This is a genomic window from Candidatus Litorirhabdus singularis (genome assembly GCF_026262625.1).
Taxonomy (GTDB): Bacteria; Pseudomonadota; Gammaproteobacteria; order Pseudomonadales; family Halieaceae; genus Litorirhabdus; species Litorirhabdus singularis.
The window spans coordinates 1,754,721-1,771,408 of record NZ_SHNN01000001.1; the positions used below are offsets into that span (position 1 = coordinate 1,754,721).

The 16,688-nt window shown below is 52.9% G+C and carries 11 protein-coding genes and 1 pseudogene; 7 read left to right on the forward strand and 5 right to left on the reverse strand.

All coding sequences use genetic code 11. From position 1 onward, the window contains the following. Positions 1-218 precede the first annotated feature (218 nt). On the reverse strand, positions 219-1,190 hold the full coding sequence (locus EYC98_RS07770; RefSeq protein ID WP_279244752.1) for a Coq4 family protein: 972 nt from the start codon (positions 1,188-1,190) through the stop codon (positions 219-221). A 231-nt stretch (positions 1,191-1,421) separates the two neighbouring features. Here EYC98_RS07770 and EYC98_RS07775 point away from each other — a divergent pair, with 231 nt between their 5' ends. Then, positions 1,422-4,115 (forward strand): hypothetical protein, encoded by a 2,694-nt coding sequence (locus EYC98_RS07775; RefSeq protein WP_279244753.1) that lies wholly within the window; start codon positions 1,422-1,424, stop codon positions 4,113-4,115. Between the two features lie 151 nt (positions 4,116-4,266). Here EYC98_RS07775 and EYC98_RS07780 read toward each other — a convergent pair whose 3' ends face one another. Continuing rightward, positions 4,267-5,214, reverse strand: a complete 948-nt coding sequence (locus EYC98_RS07780; RefSeq protein ID WP_279244754.1) for an SDR family oxidoreductase — start codon at positions 5,212-5,214, stop codon at positions 4,267-4,269. Continuing rightward, positions 5,214-6,863, reverse strand: a complete 1,650-nt coding sequence (locus tag EYC98_RS07785) for an FAD-dependent oxidoreductase (protein ID WP_279244755.1) — start codon at positions 6,861-6,863, stop codon at positions 5,214-5,216. Before EYC98_RS07785 ends, EYC98_RS07780 begins: the two co-directional genes overlap by 1 nt. A 180-nt stretch (positions 6,864-7,043) precedes the next feature. On the opposite strand from EYC98_RS07785, the pseudogene EYC98_RS21735 reads away from it, so the two are divergent. Further along, positions 7,044-7,223 (forward strand): annotated as a pseudogene (locus EYC98_RS21735) (IS6 family transposase); the annotation flags it as partial. Between the two features lie 56 nt (positions 7,224-7,279). Here EYC98_RS21735 and EYC98_RS07795 read toward each other — a convergent pair. After that, positions 7,280-7,942 carry a class I SAM-dependent methyltransferase gene (locus tag EYC98_RS07795; protein ID WP_279244756.1) on the reverse strand — a complete coding sequence of 221 codons (663 nt, stop codon included), beginning with the start codon at positions 7,940-7,942 and terminating at the stop codon, positions 7,280-7,282. Positions 7,943-8,237: 295 nt separating this feature from the next. On the opposite strand from EYC98_RS07795, the gene EYC98_RS07800 reads away from it, so the two are divergent. From EYC98_RS07800 to EYC98_RS07820, 5 genes are all read left to right on the forward strand, one after another. Beyond that, positions 8,238-10,145 (forward strand): asparagine synthase-related protein, encoded by a 1,908-nt coding sequence (locus EYC98_RS07800; protein ID WP_279244757.1) that lies wholly within the window; start codon positions 8,238-8,240, stop codon positions 10,143-10,145. 10 nt (positions 10,146-10,155) lie between these two features. Then, entirely contained in the window at positions 10,156-10,332 is a 177-nt protein-coding gene (locus EYC98_RS07805; RefSeq protein WP_279244758.1) for a lasso RiPP family leader peptide-containing protein, read from the forward strand. Positions 10,333-10,368: 36 nt separating this feature from the next. Further along, positions 10,369-12,279 carry an asparagine synthase-related protein gene (locus EYC98_RS07810; protein ID WP_279244759.1) on the forward strand — a complete coding sequence of 637 codons (1,911 nt, stop codon included), beginning with the start codon at positions 10,369-10,371 and terminating at the stop codon, positions 12,277-12,279. An 86-nt stretch (positions 12,280-12,365) separates the two neighbouring features. Further along, complete coding sequence (locus EYC98_RS07815; protein ID WP_279244760.1) at positions 12,366-13,508, forward strand: methyltransferase domain-containing protein; 1,143 nt, start codon at positions 12,366-12,368, stop codon at positions 13,506-13,508. After that, positions 13,509-14,450 carry a hypothetical protein gene (locus tag EYC98_RS07820; protein WP_279244761.1) on the forward strand — a complete coding sequence of 314 codons (942 nt, stop codon included), beginning with the start codon at positions 13,509-13,511 and terminating at the stop codon, positions 14,448-14,450. Between the two features lie 8 nt (positions 14,451-14,458). Here EYC98_RS07820 and EYC98_RS07825 read toward each other — a convergent pair whose 3' ends face one another. Continuing rightward, positions 14,459-16,117, reverse strand: a complete 1,659-nt coding sequence (locus EYC98_RS07825; protein ID WP_279244762.1) for an ABC transporter ATP-binding protein — start codon at positions 16,115-16,117, stop codon at positions 14,459-14,461. Positions 16,118-16,688 lie beyond the last annotated feature (571 nt).

A 16,688-nucleotide genomic window follows, 5' to 3' on the forward strand; every position in this document is an offset into this window, starting at 1 on the left:
ACAGGGGTTTGCGTTAGTTAGGCAGGCGCAGCGATTCCTGAAAGTTCATGCTGCCATCAGTAATCCGTTTAATCTTGGTAGGCATCTGGCTCGAGCGCAGCATTACCTGAATCTTGGAGTCATTGCGCTCAATGAGTGGAGTAGGGCGATTGTCTGGACGAAGAGGTCAGATTTCTCTGGCCCTAAAAAAAGTTAACTTGTCAGAGCCATCTTCAGGCTTACGCGGCTCCGAGTTCGAAGAGGTTCGCGGGGTGTGGACTCGCGTAGGGCGAGATTGCGTAGTTCTGGCGGATTTCTTCCACGCTGAGGTTCCATGAGTCTTCCCAGTGAATGCCTATCATGGGTGAAGTCTCGCGCCCGTGCACCCATGCGGTGAGCACGGCATCCATCAAGATTGGAAAACCGATTGCCGGACTTAAGGCAGCAACCCCCGTCATCACCGCCATCAAACTGCCCGAGTAGCTATGACCGAACTGCGCCAGCTGAAATGCAGCGATCGCGAATTCGTGAAGAACTGTTGTCTCGTATCCCGCGACTAGATGCCATAGATCATGGGTCTGCAGATTGCGCGCGTTGAGGAAGTCGAGAGGGGGTGGGAGCTTAGACAAACCGAGTGCATGACCGTCGAGCACCTCAAGATCGAATCCGTTGTCGACGATCAGGTCGTGATATTGCCTTCCTATCGAGCCGAGCGGACACGCAGCCAGGGTCGCTAGTTTGAAGCCGGGTGGAGTCGAACGCCCGGCGATCTCCTTTACTCCTGGATACTGCAACGAGGATTGCGCAAGCCGGTCTTGAAAAACCTCGTTCTGAAAACCTCCCAACCCGGCGGTTCGTTCTGTGATTGAAGCTGCGTCGAGGCTCCCCGCCACGCCGTCTTCGACTAGTGACCAGTAGGCATTCAGGAGATCATCCCTCACGGTTCCCGCTGAAAGATCGAGGGTGGAGATCGGTGTCGCCCTCACTGGTTTCTCCAGCCAACCGACGGCAAATGCGTCGAATACTTCACCAGTGCGATCCGGCGCAAGAAATCCTACATGCGCCATCATGGCCGCGACGCGTATACGTAGTTCAGCGTCGACTGCGAAGCCTCCCTTCTTTGCATCCGCAGCGAGTTGTGCGACCGCCGCTAAATCCGGTCCGTCGCTGACTTGCGAGCAGAATATTTCCTTGAGTGTTTCTGCAGTCACGCATGTTCTCCTGAATAAGCTTGCCGCGGTGCCTTCTCGATTTTTAGTATAGGACATTAGAAGATGCGTTGTGAGCACATATACTGACAGGGTACTGACAAGTTCAATTGTCAGCACCTTGACTATTAGAGCCCTGCCCTAGAAAACGAGAGCTATGGCGTATGCAATATTATTCGCGTAGCATCGAAGGGCAGTTAAAAAATTTTTAGACTAGAATGAAAAGGGACTTTCATGAGATTACTTCTGGGACGTATTCCAGCCTTGTTGGTTTGTTTGTTTGCGCTCCAACAAGCCAGTGCAGCTGCTTCCGACTTATCCCCCTATATTCAAAAGCTCGAGGACGCGGCGGAAGTTTGTGACAACAGTATGTTCTCCACTTCTGACTGCACCAAAATTTGCACCGCCTCTGCAGAACAATTTAAACAGGCCAAGACCTTCGCTGGTATTAGTGGCGACACGAAAAATGCCATTATGAATTGTGTTACCGCCATGGCAGCCAATGAGGACGGTCGTAGTTCCGAGCTGTTTAATCAAGTAGGTGCGTTACAAGCGACCCTGAGCTCCGAGTTATTCAAGTTAAAGATGGCTGGTTATGGACAGCAAGCATTAGCTAATGCAAAGGCTCCGCCCGCGCAGCCAGTCGCTCAAAAGGTTATTATCGATACCAATATCTATGACGCTAATGGGCAAGTAGACGCCGACAAAATACCGGGCCTGTATGCTGACCTGGCTCAGAACTGTCAGGGCCAGAGCAGTGCGCAGATGACAAAGCTGTGTACTTCAATGTGCCAAAATAAGAAGACCGAAGTTGTCAAATTGCTCGACGCGATCAAACAAGCTCCCAAAAATATCAGTGCCGCAAATAAAGAGCGTAATACCTACAACTTACTGCGGACGATTGAAATAGATTTAAATACTTCCTGCGGTAGTCTGTATAAAAAGCTACCTGAGGCGCAACAACCGGAGTCTTACCTGGCCCTGTTGGAGTTTGTAGGACTTATTAAAACCGGCGTTTGGCCACCTAAACCTGCCCTGAGCCTCGACCTCGCCATAGAAGAACCTGATCCAGCGGTAAAGCAGGCAGCGCAAATTGCTGATCTGACAGGTGCTAACGCGCTGAACTCCTTTAGCTTTGCCACGGCGGTAAGTTCAATCAAATCAATGCCCGATTACAAAACGCTGGAAACAGCAGCCCGGACCATCCCTTATAGCGCAGCGCAGTTACGTACAGCCTTTAATGATTTGCTGTCCAAAGAAGCCAGTTACGCCAATCAACGGCAACAATGGCAAGAAAAGGTAACGCAGGTAGGCTTGGCTGGACGGCAAAAAGATTTGTATGAAGCTGTTAATGGCTCTTGTGATATGGCGTATCTGCGCACCCACAACCAACCAACGGATTGGCAGGTTAAGATGGTGGCTACCAGGGCAGATATGTATGGGAATGTACAAAAGGCGCCCTTTGAGCAAATGCTTAGCCCCGTTCATTTGCATCGTTTCTGTTATCAAGAGCTAGCAAGTCGATTGCAGCCGCAATATGCTCAAATAGGCTCTCAAAGTGATTTGCAGACTTTTGCGGATAGCTACATAAGCCAGGCTCCGGTCGATGTTGATAGAGCAGTAGCTCGTGGTAGTGAACCAGAGCGCGTGATGAGCGAAGAGCAATGGCTACCTGCATGGCATGCTTACGCCCAAGCTCGCCGCGCCGAATTCAACAGTCGGCAAGGTAATGACAAGGATATCCAACTTTATGCTCAGCTGCTCAAAAATGAAAATTTCGAGGCATGGCTCAATGCCAACCAACAAGAAACACGAGATGCACTGAAGTTTTTCCAGGTCGCTGCTCAAAGCGCCAGGTATCAATTGCAACTGGCCAGTGCGGACAAATATCGGCTGCTCGAGTCTTCATTTCAGGGTGTCGATTATTTATACGGTCAGTATTCCAGAATAAGTAGCTCAACCAGGCCTGGTAGTAACAAGCAGCAGATTACTACACAGATAAAAATATTGGATATGGTGCAATGCGAACAAGCACCTGCATTATGGCAACAGTTTAGCCAGAATCCTCTGGCCGCTGGTCACAAGACATTGAACAATACCGGGCTGGCTCTGCAAGCCTGTTATCGTAAGGTATGGAAGGCGGGCCGAATCTTTGATTTTGAAGATTTTGAAACAGCGAAAACCATGGGTGGTCAGGTAGAGCAGCAGGTTCGAGAGCGTGGTGAGCTGCAACTCAATACCTATGCCCCCATCGATCGCGAGCAACTTAAATTGACTGGATTCAGCTACGCTGAGCTTTACGCAGCTGATCTGATGGTTCGGCAGGTAGAGCGCCTAAAAGCAAGATTTCGCGATACCTTGAATGGTGATGTGAACGCTGGTGCCGAAGACTTTACGCTTTTGGCTGCTAACGAATACCAGTTGATCACTGGTATCACTATTGATGAAAAAGACAAAGCTAAGGGCATTCTGGCCAAGCGTAATCAGGAACTAAAACAGCAGGAGCTGCTCAACAGAATCAATGGTAGCGAACAAGCCGAAACGATTTCGACTCAGGCCGCCGTATCCGGTTCCGCTATGAAAATGCAATATTATGGAAACTGTCTAAATGGCGACGCGACAAGTTCATATTACAACTGTGAATGTTTGGCAGATGCCTACGTCAAGCGGAAAAGTGACGACCCTAAGCTCACGGACTATGCTTTTGCCCAAAGCCCTGCTTATAGCCAATGTTTTGATGCTCAGGCTACTGAAAAAACCGAAACGCAGGCGTGTAAAAGTCTCAATCTCAACATCTTTGACTGCAATTGCTTTGGCAAGACCTTTGTAAGCATGTTGCAAAAGTCGGGCGTCCAGGGACTCGGCTCACGTCAAAAAAATATTGATATAAAGGCCAAAGCGTATGCGGCTTGTAATGTCGCCTTTTAAATCCGCACGGATAGCGCAGGGGAATCAATACTGCGCTGGCAGGAGCTACCAAGTTAGGCCATCAATGTGGGTAGGCATGTAGTCCGGGCAGAACACTATCGGAATCTTAGGGTTGGTGCATTCGCGGAATGGGTTAGAATTTCCACCTGCCCTAAGCCACTCCCGCCATTCTAACTCTGAGCGCGGGGTCGGTCGGATCTGTCCAGTCTTGTCGTTCCGCCCATTGCTCAAGCGAAGCGGGTCGATGCGAAAAAATACGGTTGATTTTGTCATTGTCGGCGATCAAGGGAGAAGCGGCTTGCACGTTATAGAATCGATAAAACCCCGCCATTCCATCGTAGATTGATAAGGGTTCTACTTGTGCCGAACCGGTGACCAATAAGCTCATACCGGAGGCAAATTCATCGGGTGTAAGGCTATTAAACGTAATTTTTTTCCCCATCACCTTACTCAGTCGCTCGGCAACTTGATCTCCCAGTAAAGCCTCTGGCCCACCAATCGCATAACGATCACTGGGAATATCATCTCTGGTAAGCGCTTCCACCATATAGGCGGCGACATCATCTAGACAAATCCATGAAATGAGTAAATCCGGCTTGGCGGGATAAGCAAATACCCCTTGATTAACAATCGGTGGCTTGTTCCAGCCGCGGATCATATTGTCCATGAACACTTTGGGCTCGAATATGGCATAGGGTGTTCCGCTGTTAATAATCGCCTGTTCAATATCACGGCGTCCATCATGAGCCGGATTGTCATTATCCTTGTCAGCGACAAAGCAACTGGTGTTGAAGACAATCTTCTTAACGCCATTTTCTTTTGCCGCTGCCGCGATATTATTGCCCAGCGTTTTAGCTTTTTCGCGATCAAAAACAAATGGCAGATTCGCGGCAATGGCGTCTGTATCTTGTGCTGCATTAATCATAGACTGAGCATCGTAGAGATCAGCCTGCACAGTTTCGACGTTGGCGAACTCTGTGCCCTGCAAAGCATCAGGATTGCGCAGTGCGGCGACGGGCGTCAAGCCCGCATCCAGTAGTCGCGTAATAAGAGGGTGGCCTTGATCTCCTGTTGCGCCGAGCACCAAAATTCTAGTCATTATGCATTCCCCAATTGGGCGGCAGATTTACCGGCAATATATCCAAAAGTAAGTGCCGGACCTAAAGTGCCGCCAGCGCCAGCATAAACGCTACCGGTCGGATTGCTAATCACATTGCCCGCTCCATAAAGACCCGAGATAACCTCGCCGTATACATCTAGCACCTGCGCCATACCATTTGTTCTGGCGCCACCATTGGTTCCCAGCGCGCCCATATTAATTTCAACGGCATAGAAGGGCCCGACTTCAACCGGCCCCAAGGTGGCTGCAGCGCCGGGTCGCGAGCGATCACCATAGAAACGGTCATAGGCGCTTTCGCCGCGTCCAAATTCAGGGTCCGTCGCACTTTCCGCGTGCATATTAAATGCGGAGACCGTTGCCTGCAGCTGTTCTGCATCGACTTCCAGCGCGCGAGCGAGGCTTGGCAAGTCTGCAGCTTGAACAATCCAGTCGGGCAATGGATCTCCGGGCATCACTGATGCGATAGGATAACGGCCAAGGTATTGGCTATCCATAATCAGATAGGCAGGCAGGTTATGATAATCATAAGTGGCCGGGTCAAAACTCTGGAACGCGCCGGCTAGCGCAGAATAATTATTAGCTTCGTTGCAGAATCGTTTGCCCTGGCGATTAACCATTAGGCTATGCGGCAAGGTCCGTTCGATCAGCACCGGCATCGACCGTTGCGCATCTTTTTGCGGTGCCCCATTATCTGGCCACCGTGCGCCGCTCATAGACAGTGTTGGCATCCACCAGGCACTGGTCATATTGCCGAGCCCTGCTCCCGCGCTAAGCGCCATTTTCAGACCATCGCCTGTATTGGTGGGCGGTGACGCGGGCGCAGTTAGAGGGCCACGCAAAAATGTAGTTTTTAACTCTTCATCCCATTCAAAGCCGCCGGTCGCCAAAATGACTCCCCGCTGTGCGTTGATGGTTTGATCGACTCCACCCTTGGTCACAGTCACACCGGTGATTCGACCCTCTTCACTGATTAACTTGCGTGCCCGCGTTTGAAGCAGCACGTCAATATCACGATCAAGGCAGGCTTTTAGCAAGCGTCCGATCAACGCCTGACCCCAACCGCGTAAATCACCGTCAATACGACGCTGCATTTCCTCTTGTTCGACGATGCCACTGCCTCCGCCAAGCGGCGTTTCAATGAGCATCATCCGCATCACATCGCCGCCGTTATAAATTTTGTCAGCCCAATCGCCGAGTGCAGTGAAGTCAAAAAGTGCGTTATCCAGGGCTCGCCCTCCGCCGGTTTTCGCGCCGGGGTGGTCAAGGTAATAGTCCGGATAACCATCGAGGATGTGTAGCTCCAGGGCATCCTGTGTATTCAGGAATTCAAGCGCGTTGCTACCCTGATCGACAAAGGCCTCCAGAGTCTCAGTATTCATTTCGCCATGGTCCAAAGATCTAAAATAGGCGAGTGCATCGTCACGATTGTCATCTATGCCCTTAGCTTTCATTTGTGGATTATCTGGCACCCAGACAATGCCACCTGAGATTGCAGCGGTTCCGCCAAGCTTCCCACCTTTCTCGATTACGGTGACTTTTGCGCCGCCATCGTGGGCAGCCAATGCCGCGGTCAAGCCCGCTGCGCCGGCACCGATGATAAGAACATCAGTGGTTGTAGTATTTGTCATGATTTCAGCCTTCTCCAGTGACGAATAAATATTGTCCAGTGGCTCGGACGGCTGCGATGATAGCTTTTTTCTAGCCGTAGCGTTGCAAAAAATCCCGACGCATTCGGCATCGGTATAGACAAGTTAACCAACCGATATTGGTAGAATCGGCGAGAGAATACTTACAAGCGCCACAGATTTCTGCCCGACATCGTCAGCTACGCCGTCTGGCTGTACTATTGATTTAATCTCAGCCACCGTGATAGTGAAGACCTTCTAGCTGAACGCGGCATATCTGTAACCAGAGAGTACATACGCAGATTGAAACGTAAGCACCGGGGCTACGGTGATACCTTCTACATCGATGAGGTCTTCGTCAAATCAGCCAAAGTAGTCTTACCAGGACCGTTGCCGCTTATCCAAGGTTGGTGAATGAGCTAGCTGGGCGAGCTGCGCCAGCAGGTCGCCCTGATTGGCCACACCGCAGCGGCGTCCTTTGGCAGAACCGGCAACAGGATCTCTGAACATATACCCCAGCTGGCTATCCTCTCCGCAGCCTCATTAACCAATGAACCGGGGACATCGTCATCAATGAAGCAGATGATTGCTGCTCTGGGGCTCTGCGTCAGTGATGCTCGAATACTCTCCAGCGTCGATTCCAGCGCCGCCCCGAAAAAAGGCGCGTAGAGGAAAAAGAAACACTTACCTGTGGGAAGTGGCAGTTTTTCTGCCTCACCAAGCACCACTTGAATGTTATCGCATTGCAGCTGATTGTTTTGTTTGACCCTGTGAATATTTTTTTCGGCTATCGCATGCAAATTACCGGCGAAATCAACCCCGGTAATGCTGGTGAAGGGGTATCGGGAAGCCATCAGCAACACTTTGCCCTTGCCCGAACCAAAGTCTATAAAACTGTAGTCTTTATAGTCAGCAGCTAGCACCGAAAGCAGCGCATGAAAAGTCAGCTCGGGCGTCGGTATATACCTTTCTGAGAGAGCAAAATTGCTGCTGGATGTCTGCAATTCCTTTACCGTTAGACAGCGCCAGGTGTCGACATTATGTTGACGGTCGTAACGCTGATTAATCCGATCAGATCGCATGACGCGGTAATGGTAGGCAAGTTGCCGCAGGATGCCCCGCAAACCGAGTTTTCGAGCGCGCGCCAACGGGCTCTCAACGCCAGGCCTGCGCAGAATAGAGACTAGCCGCTGGAAGTAAGAGCTTCGATCCCGCAGTTTGTTATAATTGCCTATGCTAATACCCGTTCGCGCCCGTTGGCGCCTGCTCAAGTGTAGAGAAATGACAAAGTGTCTCGTGAAGCTAAGAATAGCATGCCAGCAGCGTCCGATTTCCTGATAATTTTTGCAGCAGCGCTCTATAGATCAGGGCTTTAGTATGAGCGCCATGTTTGGCATAGTTCGGTTCGATGGCGGCCAGGTAAATCCTGCTGATATGCAATTGATGGCTGCTGCCATGGACTACCGGGGTCCCAACGGCGAGGGGTTATGGTGTGATGGCAGGGTGGGCCTTGGCCATTTGATGCTGCACACCACCGCGGAATCTTTGGGTGAAACGCTGCCCTGGCAAGACCCATTCAGTTCACTGGTCATTACTGCCGATGCTCGCATAGACAACCGCCCAGAATTATTGGCTAAACTCAATATCAGTGGAAGCTTGGCTAGTGCTACTGCGGACAGCCAACTGATTCTGTTGGCCTATCGCAAATGGGGCGAGCAATGTCTGGAACACTTACTGGGAGATTTCAGCTTCGCTATTTGGGATGAGCAGAAAAAAACTCTGTTCTGCGCCCGCGACCACATGGGGGTAAAGCCGTTTTACTATTACCACAGCGACAGCGCAGTGGTATTTTCCAGTGCCGTGGAGGGCATTCTCGCACTGGACTGGGTGCCTAAGACCCTAAACGAGCCACGCATAACTGACTACCTGTTAGGCTCATTGGAGGGTATCGACAAAACCAGCACTTTTTACCGGCATATCGCGCGTCACCCGCCAGCGCATACCCTGGAAGTGAATTATTCGGGCCGGCTGTCGCGGCGGCAATATTGGCAATTGGAGGATCGGGGTGAGCTGTATCTGGCAACAGAGACTGAGTACAACGAAGCCTTCCTCGAGCAGCTCAACCAGGCAATCCGTCCGCGCTTACGCAGCGCCGGCGACGCGGGTGTGGCACTCAGCGGCGGAATCGACTCAGGCGCCATTGTCGCTATAGCCAGGCAGCTTATGCCAACGGAATACGGCGGTAAATTACAGACATTTTCAGGCGCCTCGCGGGACGCCGCTAATTGCAGTGAGACCCGGCGACTGCTGGATGTGATCGCCCAGGGTGGGGTAGAGGCCAACACAGTGTTTCAGGACCAAATGGCTGAGTTCGAGCATGAGCTGTCGCCACTGCTGCACCATACCTGCGACCCCTTTGATAATCGTATGAGCCTATACCCAACAGTATGCGCCGCTGCCAAGCGAGCCGGCGTGCGTGTATTACTGGATGGTGTTGATGATGTGATTATGGATACGGTTGAACAGGACACGGCCTACATGCTCCGCAGTGGCAACTGGGCAGCAGTGTGGCGTGAGCACGGTGCTATTGCCAGATTGTCAGGTGGCGACAGCAGTCGTACCAGTTTACTACTTGATGATTTTCGCAGTCTGCTAATCACGCCGGCTTTGCGATCACTGTGGCGCAAGCTCAAGACGCACCCGAGTGTCGAGCAACTCATCGAAGGCACCATTCTCAATCGACAATTTGCCAGCGACACAGCTTTGCCAGAGCGGCTGGAGACTATGCGGCTCAACCAGCCAGTAAAAATGCTGAAATCATTGCGTTGCGCCAACGCTGCCGAAATCTCACAACCGTGGCTGACTGTTGCATTGGAGCGCTACGAAAGGATAGCAGCAAGACACGGCGTTGAACCCCGTCACCCCTACTGCGACAAACGTTTTGTGGAGTTCTGTCTGACGCTACCTGCCGCTCAAAGAGACTATCAAGGGTGGCCGAAAATCACCCTGCGCAGGGCGATGCAGGGCAAGCTACCCGAGGCTTCTCTGTGGCAGGCCGACGGTGAGCACCTGGGATGGAGCTTCACCCAGGCCAGACTCGCCCAATACCGCCCTCTGATAGAGTCGGTTTTACTGGGCGATATGGACGACATGGCTGACTACCTGGATATTGATAAAGTCATCAAAGCTGCGCGGGGAACTCTCTCAGGAACCCCGGCGCCAGATCAGGAAACGTTTACTTGGCAGGCGCTCTGCCTTACCCTGTGGGTTCGGCGCCAAAAATAGTGAAAAAGCGATGAAAAATCAGGAAGGCAACAGTGATGCCGTGAGCAACAGCGGCGCGAAAAAAGCCTACAGTCGGCCCACGTTGACAGAGTTCGGGCGCGTTCGGGAACTCACCACCGGCGGTACAGGCCCCAACGAAGAAGACGACATGGCGATGTCAGGCCCCGATTTTGCCCCAATGGCTTAAGTCTGGTTTTTAGCACAATGTAAGAGCAGAAATAGTATGAGCGGCTTAGCCGGCATAGTTTTCTCCACAGAACGCCACGCACAGCCCGCCGATCTCGCCCCCCTATTGGACAACATAGACTATCGTGGCCCCGATGGTGCTGATATAGCGTTAGCCGGCAATGCAGCACTGGGACATGTGATGCTGCACAGTACCCCCCAGGCTTATTACGAAAAACTGCCGTGGGCGGAGCCTGGCAGCGGGCTGGTGATCACTTGCGACGTGCGCCTCGACAACCGTAGTGAGTTGTGGGAGTCCCTCAAAGAACTACCTGCCCACTACCGCCACCAGGACTTAAAAAAGGTTCCCGACAGCCAGTTGATTGTGCATGCCTACCGCCAGTGGGGCGAACGCTGTGTGGACCACCTTTTGGGGGATTTCGCCTTTGCGATCTGGGACCAGGGAAATCAGGTGTTATTCTGCGCCCGCGACCCAATGGGTATCAAACCTTTTGTTTATCACTATAGCCCTGCGCAATTCACCTTCGCCTCGGCAGCCACTGCTATCGCCAGAGCTGGCGGTGTCCGCACCGCTTTGAATCCGGGTCGGGTTGCCGACTATCTCGAAGGCTGGCTGGAGGGTATTAACAAGACTGAGACTTTTTTTACCGATATTCATCGCTTGCCACCTGCTCATACTCTTACCCTCAAAAACGCGGCTATTTCGCTGCGCTGTTATTGGTCGCCGGACCCAACCACTGAGTTAAAATTGGGTTCCGATGCAGATTACGAGCAGGCGTTTGCGGAAGTATTTGAAAAAGCCGTCAGTAGACGTTTGCAGGGTGGTGATAGCGTCGGGGCAATGCTCAGCGGTGGCGTGGATAGCTCTACTATCGTAGGGGTTGCCCGAAACATTAGCAGGGAAAAGCGTTTGCTCACAGTCTCTGCCGTCTCTGACGATTTACAGGCGTGTCGAGAATACCAGCATATTCAGCAGGTTCTTCAGGCTGGCGGGCTAGATAACCTTACGCTGTCTCCCGCTAATATGGAGGCGATGAGAGGCCAGATCAGCACAGCGTTGAGCCGTCTGGAGGATCCTAATGACGGCCTGCTTATGCTGGCTACTGTGGTTTACCTGCAGGCCAGAACGAAGGGGTGCGTTTCGGTACTGGATGGCGTAGATGGTGATCAGATTGCCTCAGTTGCACCCACATACCCAAGTCACCTGCTGCGTCAGGGACAACTGTCTAGCGCCGCCATAGAATCATTTGGACTGAGCAGGAATTTCTACACCCAGCGCAGCGTCGCCTCAGTCTTTGGCCAATCACTGCGCACTGCACTGATACCCAATGTGCTGAGGAAATTCCGCTCTGCATGCTCACGTCCGACGCAGTTTAATCGGCTGCTGCGCAATTCTGATTTAAACGAACAATTTGCCCGCGAAATTGATTTACCGGCAAGAGCCGCGGAGATGGCCAGCCAGTTCACTGCGGGCTTTCCTGACACTATTCGAGAGGGTCACTATCGCAGGTTGATGCCCGCCTACCTTACTGTCGCAATAGAACGCTACGAGCGCGTCGCAGCGTGTTGCGGAGTAGAGCACCGAAAACCCCTGCTCGATCGGGAGGTGGTAGAATTTTGCCTGTCATTGCCCTGGGAGCAAAAAGTTCGTAACGGTTGGTCCAAGTATTCGCTGCGGCGTTTAGCGGAAACGGTCGTACCCAAAGCGGTAGCATGGCGGCGTGGCAAGGAACATGTAGGTTGGGATTTCACCACCCAGTGGGTAGCTATGCATCGCCAGCAGAACGTCAAGTTTCTGAACCGGGAAGGCGGCCGACTGGAACCGTTCTTCAATATGCAATACTTCCAGCACTATTTGCAGGAATATGAGAGTGGCAGTAACGACTACACCGATGAAATAGGCTCGCTGGTCACCCTCATTCAGTGGCTACAGAGGAATGGTTTTTAGAGGTGTGCACTCCAGACCACGCAAGCTCTGGACTTGCTACCGATGCAAACACTATCATCAGGTCAAACCACCAGAGATAAGCCACTTTGCCCTACACCAATATTTTCGGCCACCGCTCGATGGTGTTCGATAGCTACCGCAACAAGGCCTATTGTCGCGCGCTGGAGAAAGTGGTTTCACCCAGCACCACGCTGATGGACCTTGGCGCGGGGCTGGGTGTGCATGGTTTCAATGCTGCGCGCCTGGGTGCCGCCCGGGTATTGCTGGTTGAGCCTGAGCCGGTTATAGAAATTGCTCGCAAAATTGCGGCTGACAACGGCCTGGAAAACGTCCACTGCCTGGCCTCCCGGGTTGAGGATTTAGAGCTGGACGAACAGTTGGATGTGATCGTCTCGGTCTTTACCGGTAATTTCCTGCTGACAGAAGATCTCCTACCCTCATTATTCTATGCTCGCGACAAGTATCTCGCGCCGGGTGGCAGACTGATTCCAGACCGTGCGCGTATGGAGGTGGTTCCAGTCAGCGCGCCAGAGTATTACCGCAAACATATACAAAGCTGGAGCGAGTCTGCCCGCTTCTTTGCAGAGCATGAACTACCGATTGTCGACTATGACCAGGTACGTTCGTTTGCTGCCAACGCGCTTTATTTCGATTCTGCGGATATCTTCGCGACGCAGCAACTGGCGCTACCGGTGCCGCTAATGGAAATTGACTTCAATACTGCCACAGAGGCCGCCTGTGACAGTGAGATAGAAGTGAAGGTTTGCCATGACGGTGTATGCCATGGCTGGTTGGGATGGTTTCAGATGCATCTGGTGGATGAATGGCTTTCGACAGGCAGTGCCGCACAGCCCACCCACTGGCGCCAGGTATTCCTGCCGCTGGAGAACCCCATAACGCTCAAAACTGGCGAATCCCTGCGCTTCGCTCTAAAGCGCCCGGAGTTTGGCGAGTGGACCTGGACAACAGGTTATGGCGAACAAAGCCAGCGACTCAGTACTTTCCTCTCGCAGCCGTTATCGCAGAGTCGCATGCACAAGGCTTCGATGAATTACCGGCCCGAGCTCAGTGAGCACGGAACGGCGGCGAAATGGCTGTTGACGCACATGAGCGGCGAGCTATCGATGGAAGAATTGACCGAACAGGTGGTTCAGCAGTACCCATCACTATTTGCCAGTAAGGCTGAGGCACTGAAGTTTGCCCGCGCACTCGCATCGAAGTATTCCTGAATGTACCGTGTCTTTGACTGTGCCATCGAGTGTGACTTTGCTCTACCTGGAATCCCGCAAACCCAACAGAGCAAGTGTGACATACAAGTTGAGTTCGCGCCGGGCGCAGCAGATACCAGCGGGTTCGACTGGTTTCATAGCTGGCGCGAGAAAAAAGGTGATACCACTCTGGCTTGTGCCCGTAGCACCTCTCAAGACGGCGCGCTTCGCTACCTGTTACGCTTTCCGGAACTGGCGGATTTCGTCTTCTGTGCTGAAGCAGTTGATGAAACAGGCCCGCTCAAACTCCTCTACCACCCGCACCCCAACTGTGACCAGAACTCATTACGTCATTTACTTCTCGATCAGGTTATACCCCGGCTCTGGTCCCACAGCGGCCATCTGGTGATCCATGCCAGCGCAGTCAGGCTGCAAGATGGGAGAGTTGTGGCTTTCGCTGGTGAGTCGGGGTGGGGCAAGTCGACACTCGCCGCTGCTCTACAAGCAAGAGGTTGTCAGTTACTCAGTGATGATTCTATAAGCCTCAAGGTACACGAGCAGCAGGTACATCTTAAAGCCGGCTATTGCGGCCTGCGACTTCTGGGGGACTCTATTGCCACGTTGGGGCTGGGTGAATCTGACTGGAAAGCTGTTTCACATTATTCCGCGAAACGCCGTCTGCAACTTAATGCACCAGCGCAGGCGGTGGTTCTCGATACGCTCTATTTCATGACTGACCCGGCCCACAGCTCTGTATTGTGTATCGATGAAATGGCTGGTGCGGAGCTGATAACTTCACTGATTCAATACAGTTTCCTGCTGGATATACATAGCCGTGAGACCTCTTCGCAACAGTTTCGCGAGGCCGCCGCCGTGGTGCGTGCGCTGCCGGTGATGCACAGTCTGGCTTACTCCAGGGACTACTCACTGTTGCCGGATTTATGCGACGCACTGACACAGTAGAGGCGTCCTTATCTCCTCGATTCCCGCAGTTTGCCATCTTCTAGCACCAGCACCCTGTCAGCCAGAGCCAGACTTGCCGGTCTGTGAGTGATCAAAATAACAGTACGTTGCTGTAACAAATCGTGACACTCTGCGATGAAATCAGCTTCTCCGTCTGGATCGAACATAGCCGTAGCCTCATCCAGAATCAGAATCGGCGGATCTTTTAACAGCGTGCGAGCCAGTGACAGGCGTTGACGCTGCCCGCCGGATAACTTGATACCCTCATCGCCAATGACACTGTCGTACTGGTCGGGCAATGCTTCAATAAATGCACGGGCGTGAGCGGCGCTGGCGGCCGCCTCAATGTCTTTGCGGCTTGCGCCTGGCCTGGCATAGGCAATATTGTCTGCCACACTGGCGTTCAATAGCAGCACGTGTTGGGCTACCAGGCCGATCTGTTGTCTAAGGCTGGCGAGCGTCGTACTGGCAATATCATGCCCATCTACCGTGATGTTGCCGCCGTCGGGGTCGGCAAAGCGCATTAACAAATGGGCGATAGTTGATTTGCCTTCGCCGTTGCGGCCGGTTATCGCCACCGTCTCGCCGGCAGCAATGCATAGATCCAGCTTGCTCAGTAAAGGCCGGCGGCTCGAATAAGCGAAGTCGACCCGGGTAAAGCGAATTTCTCCATGCACGGCTGGCAAGCTGGTGCGACCCGCATCGCTGGGCTCCGGCGCTGTCTCGAAAAATTCAACCAGACGCTCAGCAGAGCCCAGCGTGCGTTGTAGTTGGCCATACAAATCTGCCAGGCTGCGCAGCGGGGCGCTGAGCATGCCCGCGTAAAGGATCAGGCTGACCATTGCTGCTGGCTCGAGTAAACCTTGTTCGATGTGTCGACTGCCCAGCCACAACAAGGCCAACATACCTAGCCCGGCCAGCAGGTCTATTGCCGGCGAGAGTATGGACTGCACCCAGAGCTGCCGACGCCAGATGCTGAGCAAGTCCTGATTATCGTTCTCAAACATCTCTGCTTCATGCGCTTCCCGTCGAAAGGATTTCAAAGCCGGCAGCATAGCCAGATTTTCTTCTACTCGTGCTATCAGGGTGCTGTACTGATCTATCCAGGCCCTCGACAACGGCCGTATCTGTCGACCGATTATCTTAAGCGCCAAAAAATACAAGGGCATAAAAATGATAACCATTAGTGCAATCAGGGGGTCCAGCCACACCATCATCGTAAATGCGCCGCCAAGGGTTAATCCCAGCGGTAGCAGCGGTAACAGCGAGTCGGTGACAAAGCTGCTGATGTAGTCGGCATCGTTGGTCATCAGGGTGAGCACATCGCCGCGCCGGCGCGCCTGGTGATAGGCCAAGGGCAGCGCTTGCATGTGTTCGTAAACCCGGCTGCGAAGGCGTGTGGCCATACTCTCACCAACACTGCCAATGTAGTAACCGTTGCCAAAACGTAACAGGGCGCCCAGCAGCAGCAATCCGGCCCAACCAGGGATAATCAAGGCTAGCGGATACACCGGGTCTCCCGCCGTGGCCAATATAGTGCGGGCCAACTGGCCAGCGATGAGTGGATTGGCTAGTGACAACAGGCTACCGGCCAGCAGCAGGGCGGCGCAGAGTAACAGCGCCTTACGTCCAGGAGTGACAAATTTTAATAACGGAAAAAACTGCATGAATATCCTATGCTGGTCGGTAAAAATGCAGTGGCGCCCGGGTGAGGTGATCCTGTAGCACGCTAAGCCAACAGCCTACACAAAAGTGCTGCGGTTGCGCTAGTCGTCCGTCGGTCAAGTAGTGCTAAAAGTCAGGTGTCACCGCATATATCTCCCGCAGGTTTGGCCAGGCGGCGAGACGGATGCACCCATGCACGGCTTGCAAAATAGGCTGGTGTATCAAGTAGAAGAAGTATTAGTGGGGTGTCGGCGTTAATTGTTCGTCCAGAAAATAGTCTCGGATCCTGAAATGGTGGAATACGGCTCGGGCATTGCCTGCGGTGAATACTCGCTTTGTTAGTCTTGTAGATCTTTTCCGCTCACCTGAGAAACCTGGCGCGAACAACTCCATACCAACGAATTGCTCAGTGGCTTCCTGGGCGGAGGTACGACTAACGGGAGGGTAGGGACAGCCTGTTACTACTGGCGAAGATGCGCCAGGATCTTATCGATGACGTCCTGGTCGTCAATACAAGCGATGACCCTGGCAGAGGCACCTCAGCGACCGACCTCACGCGCCATCATGCGGTTT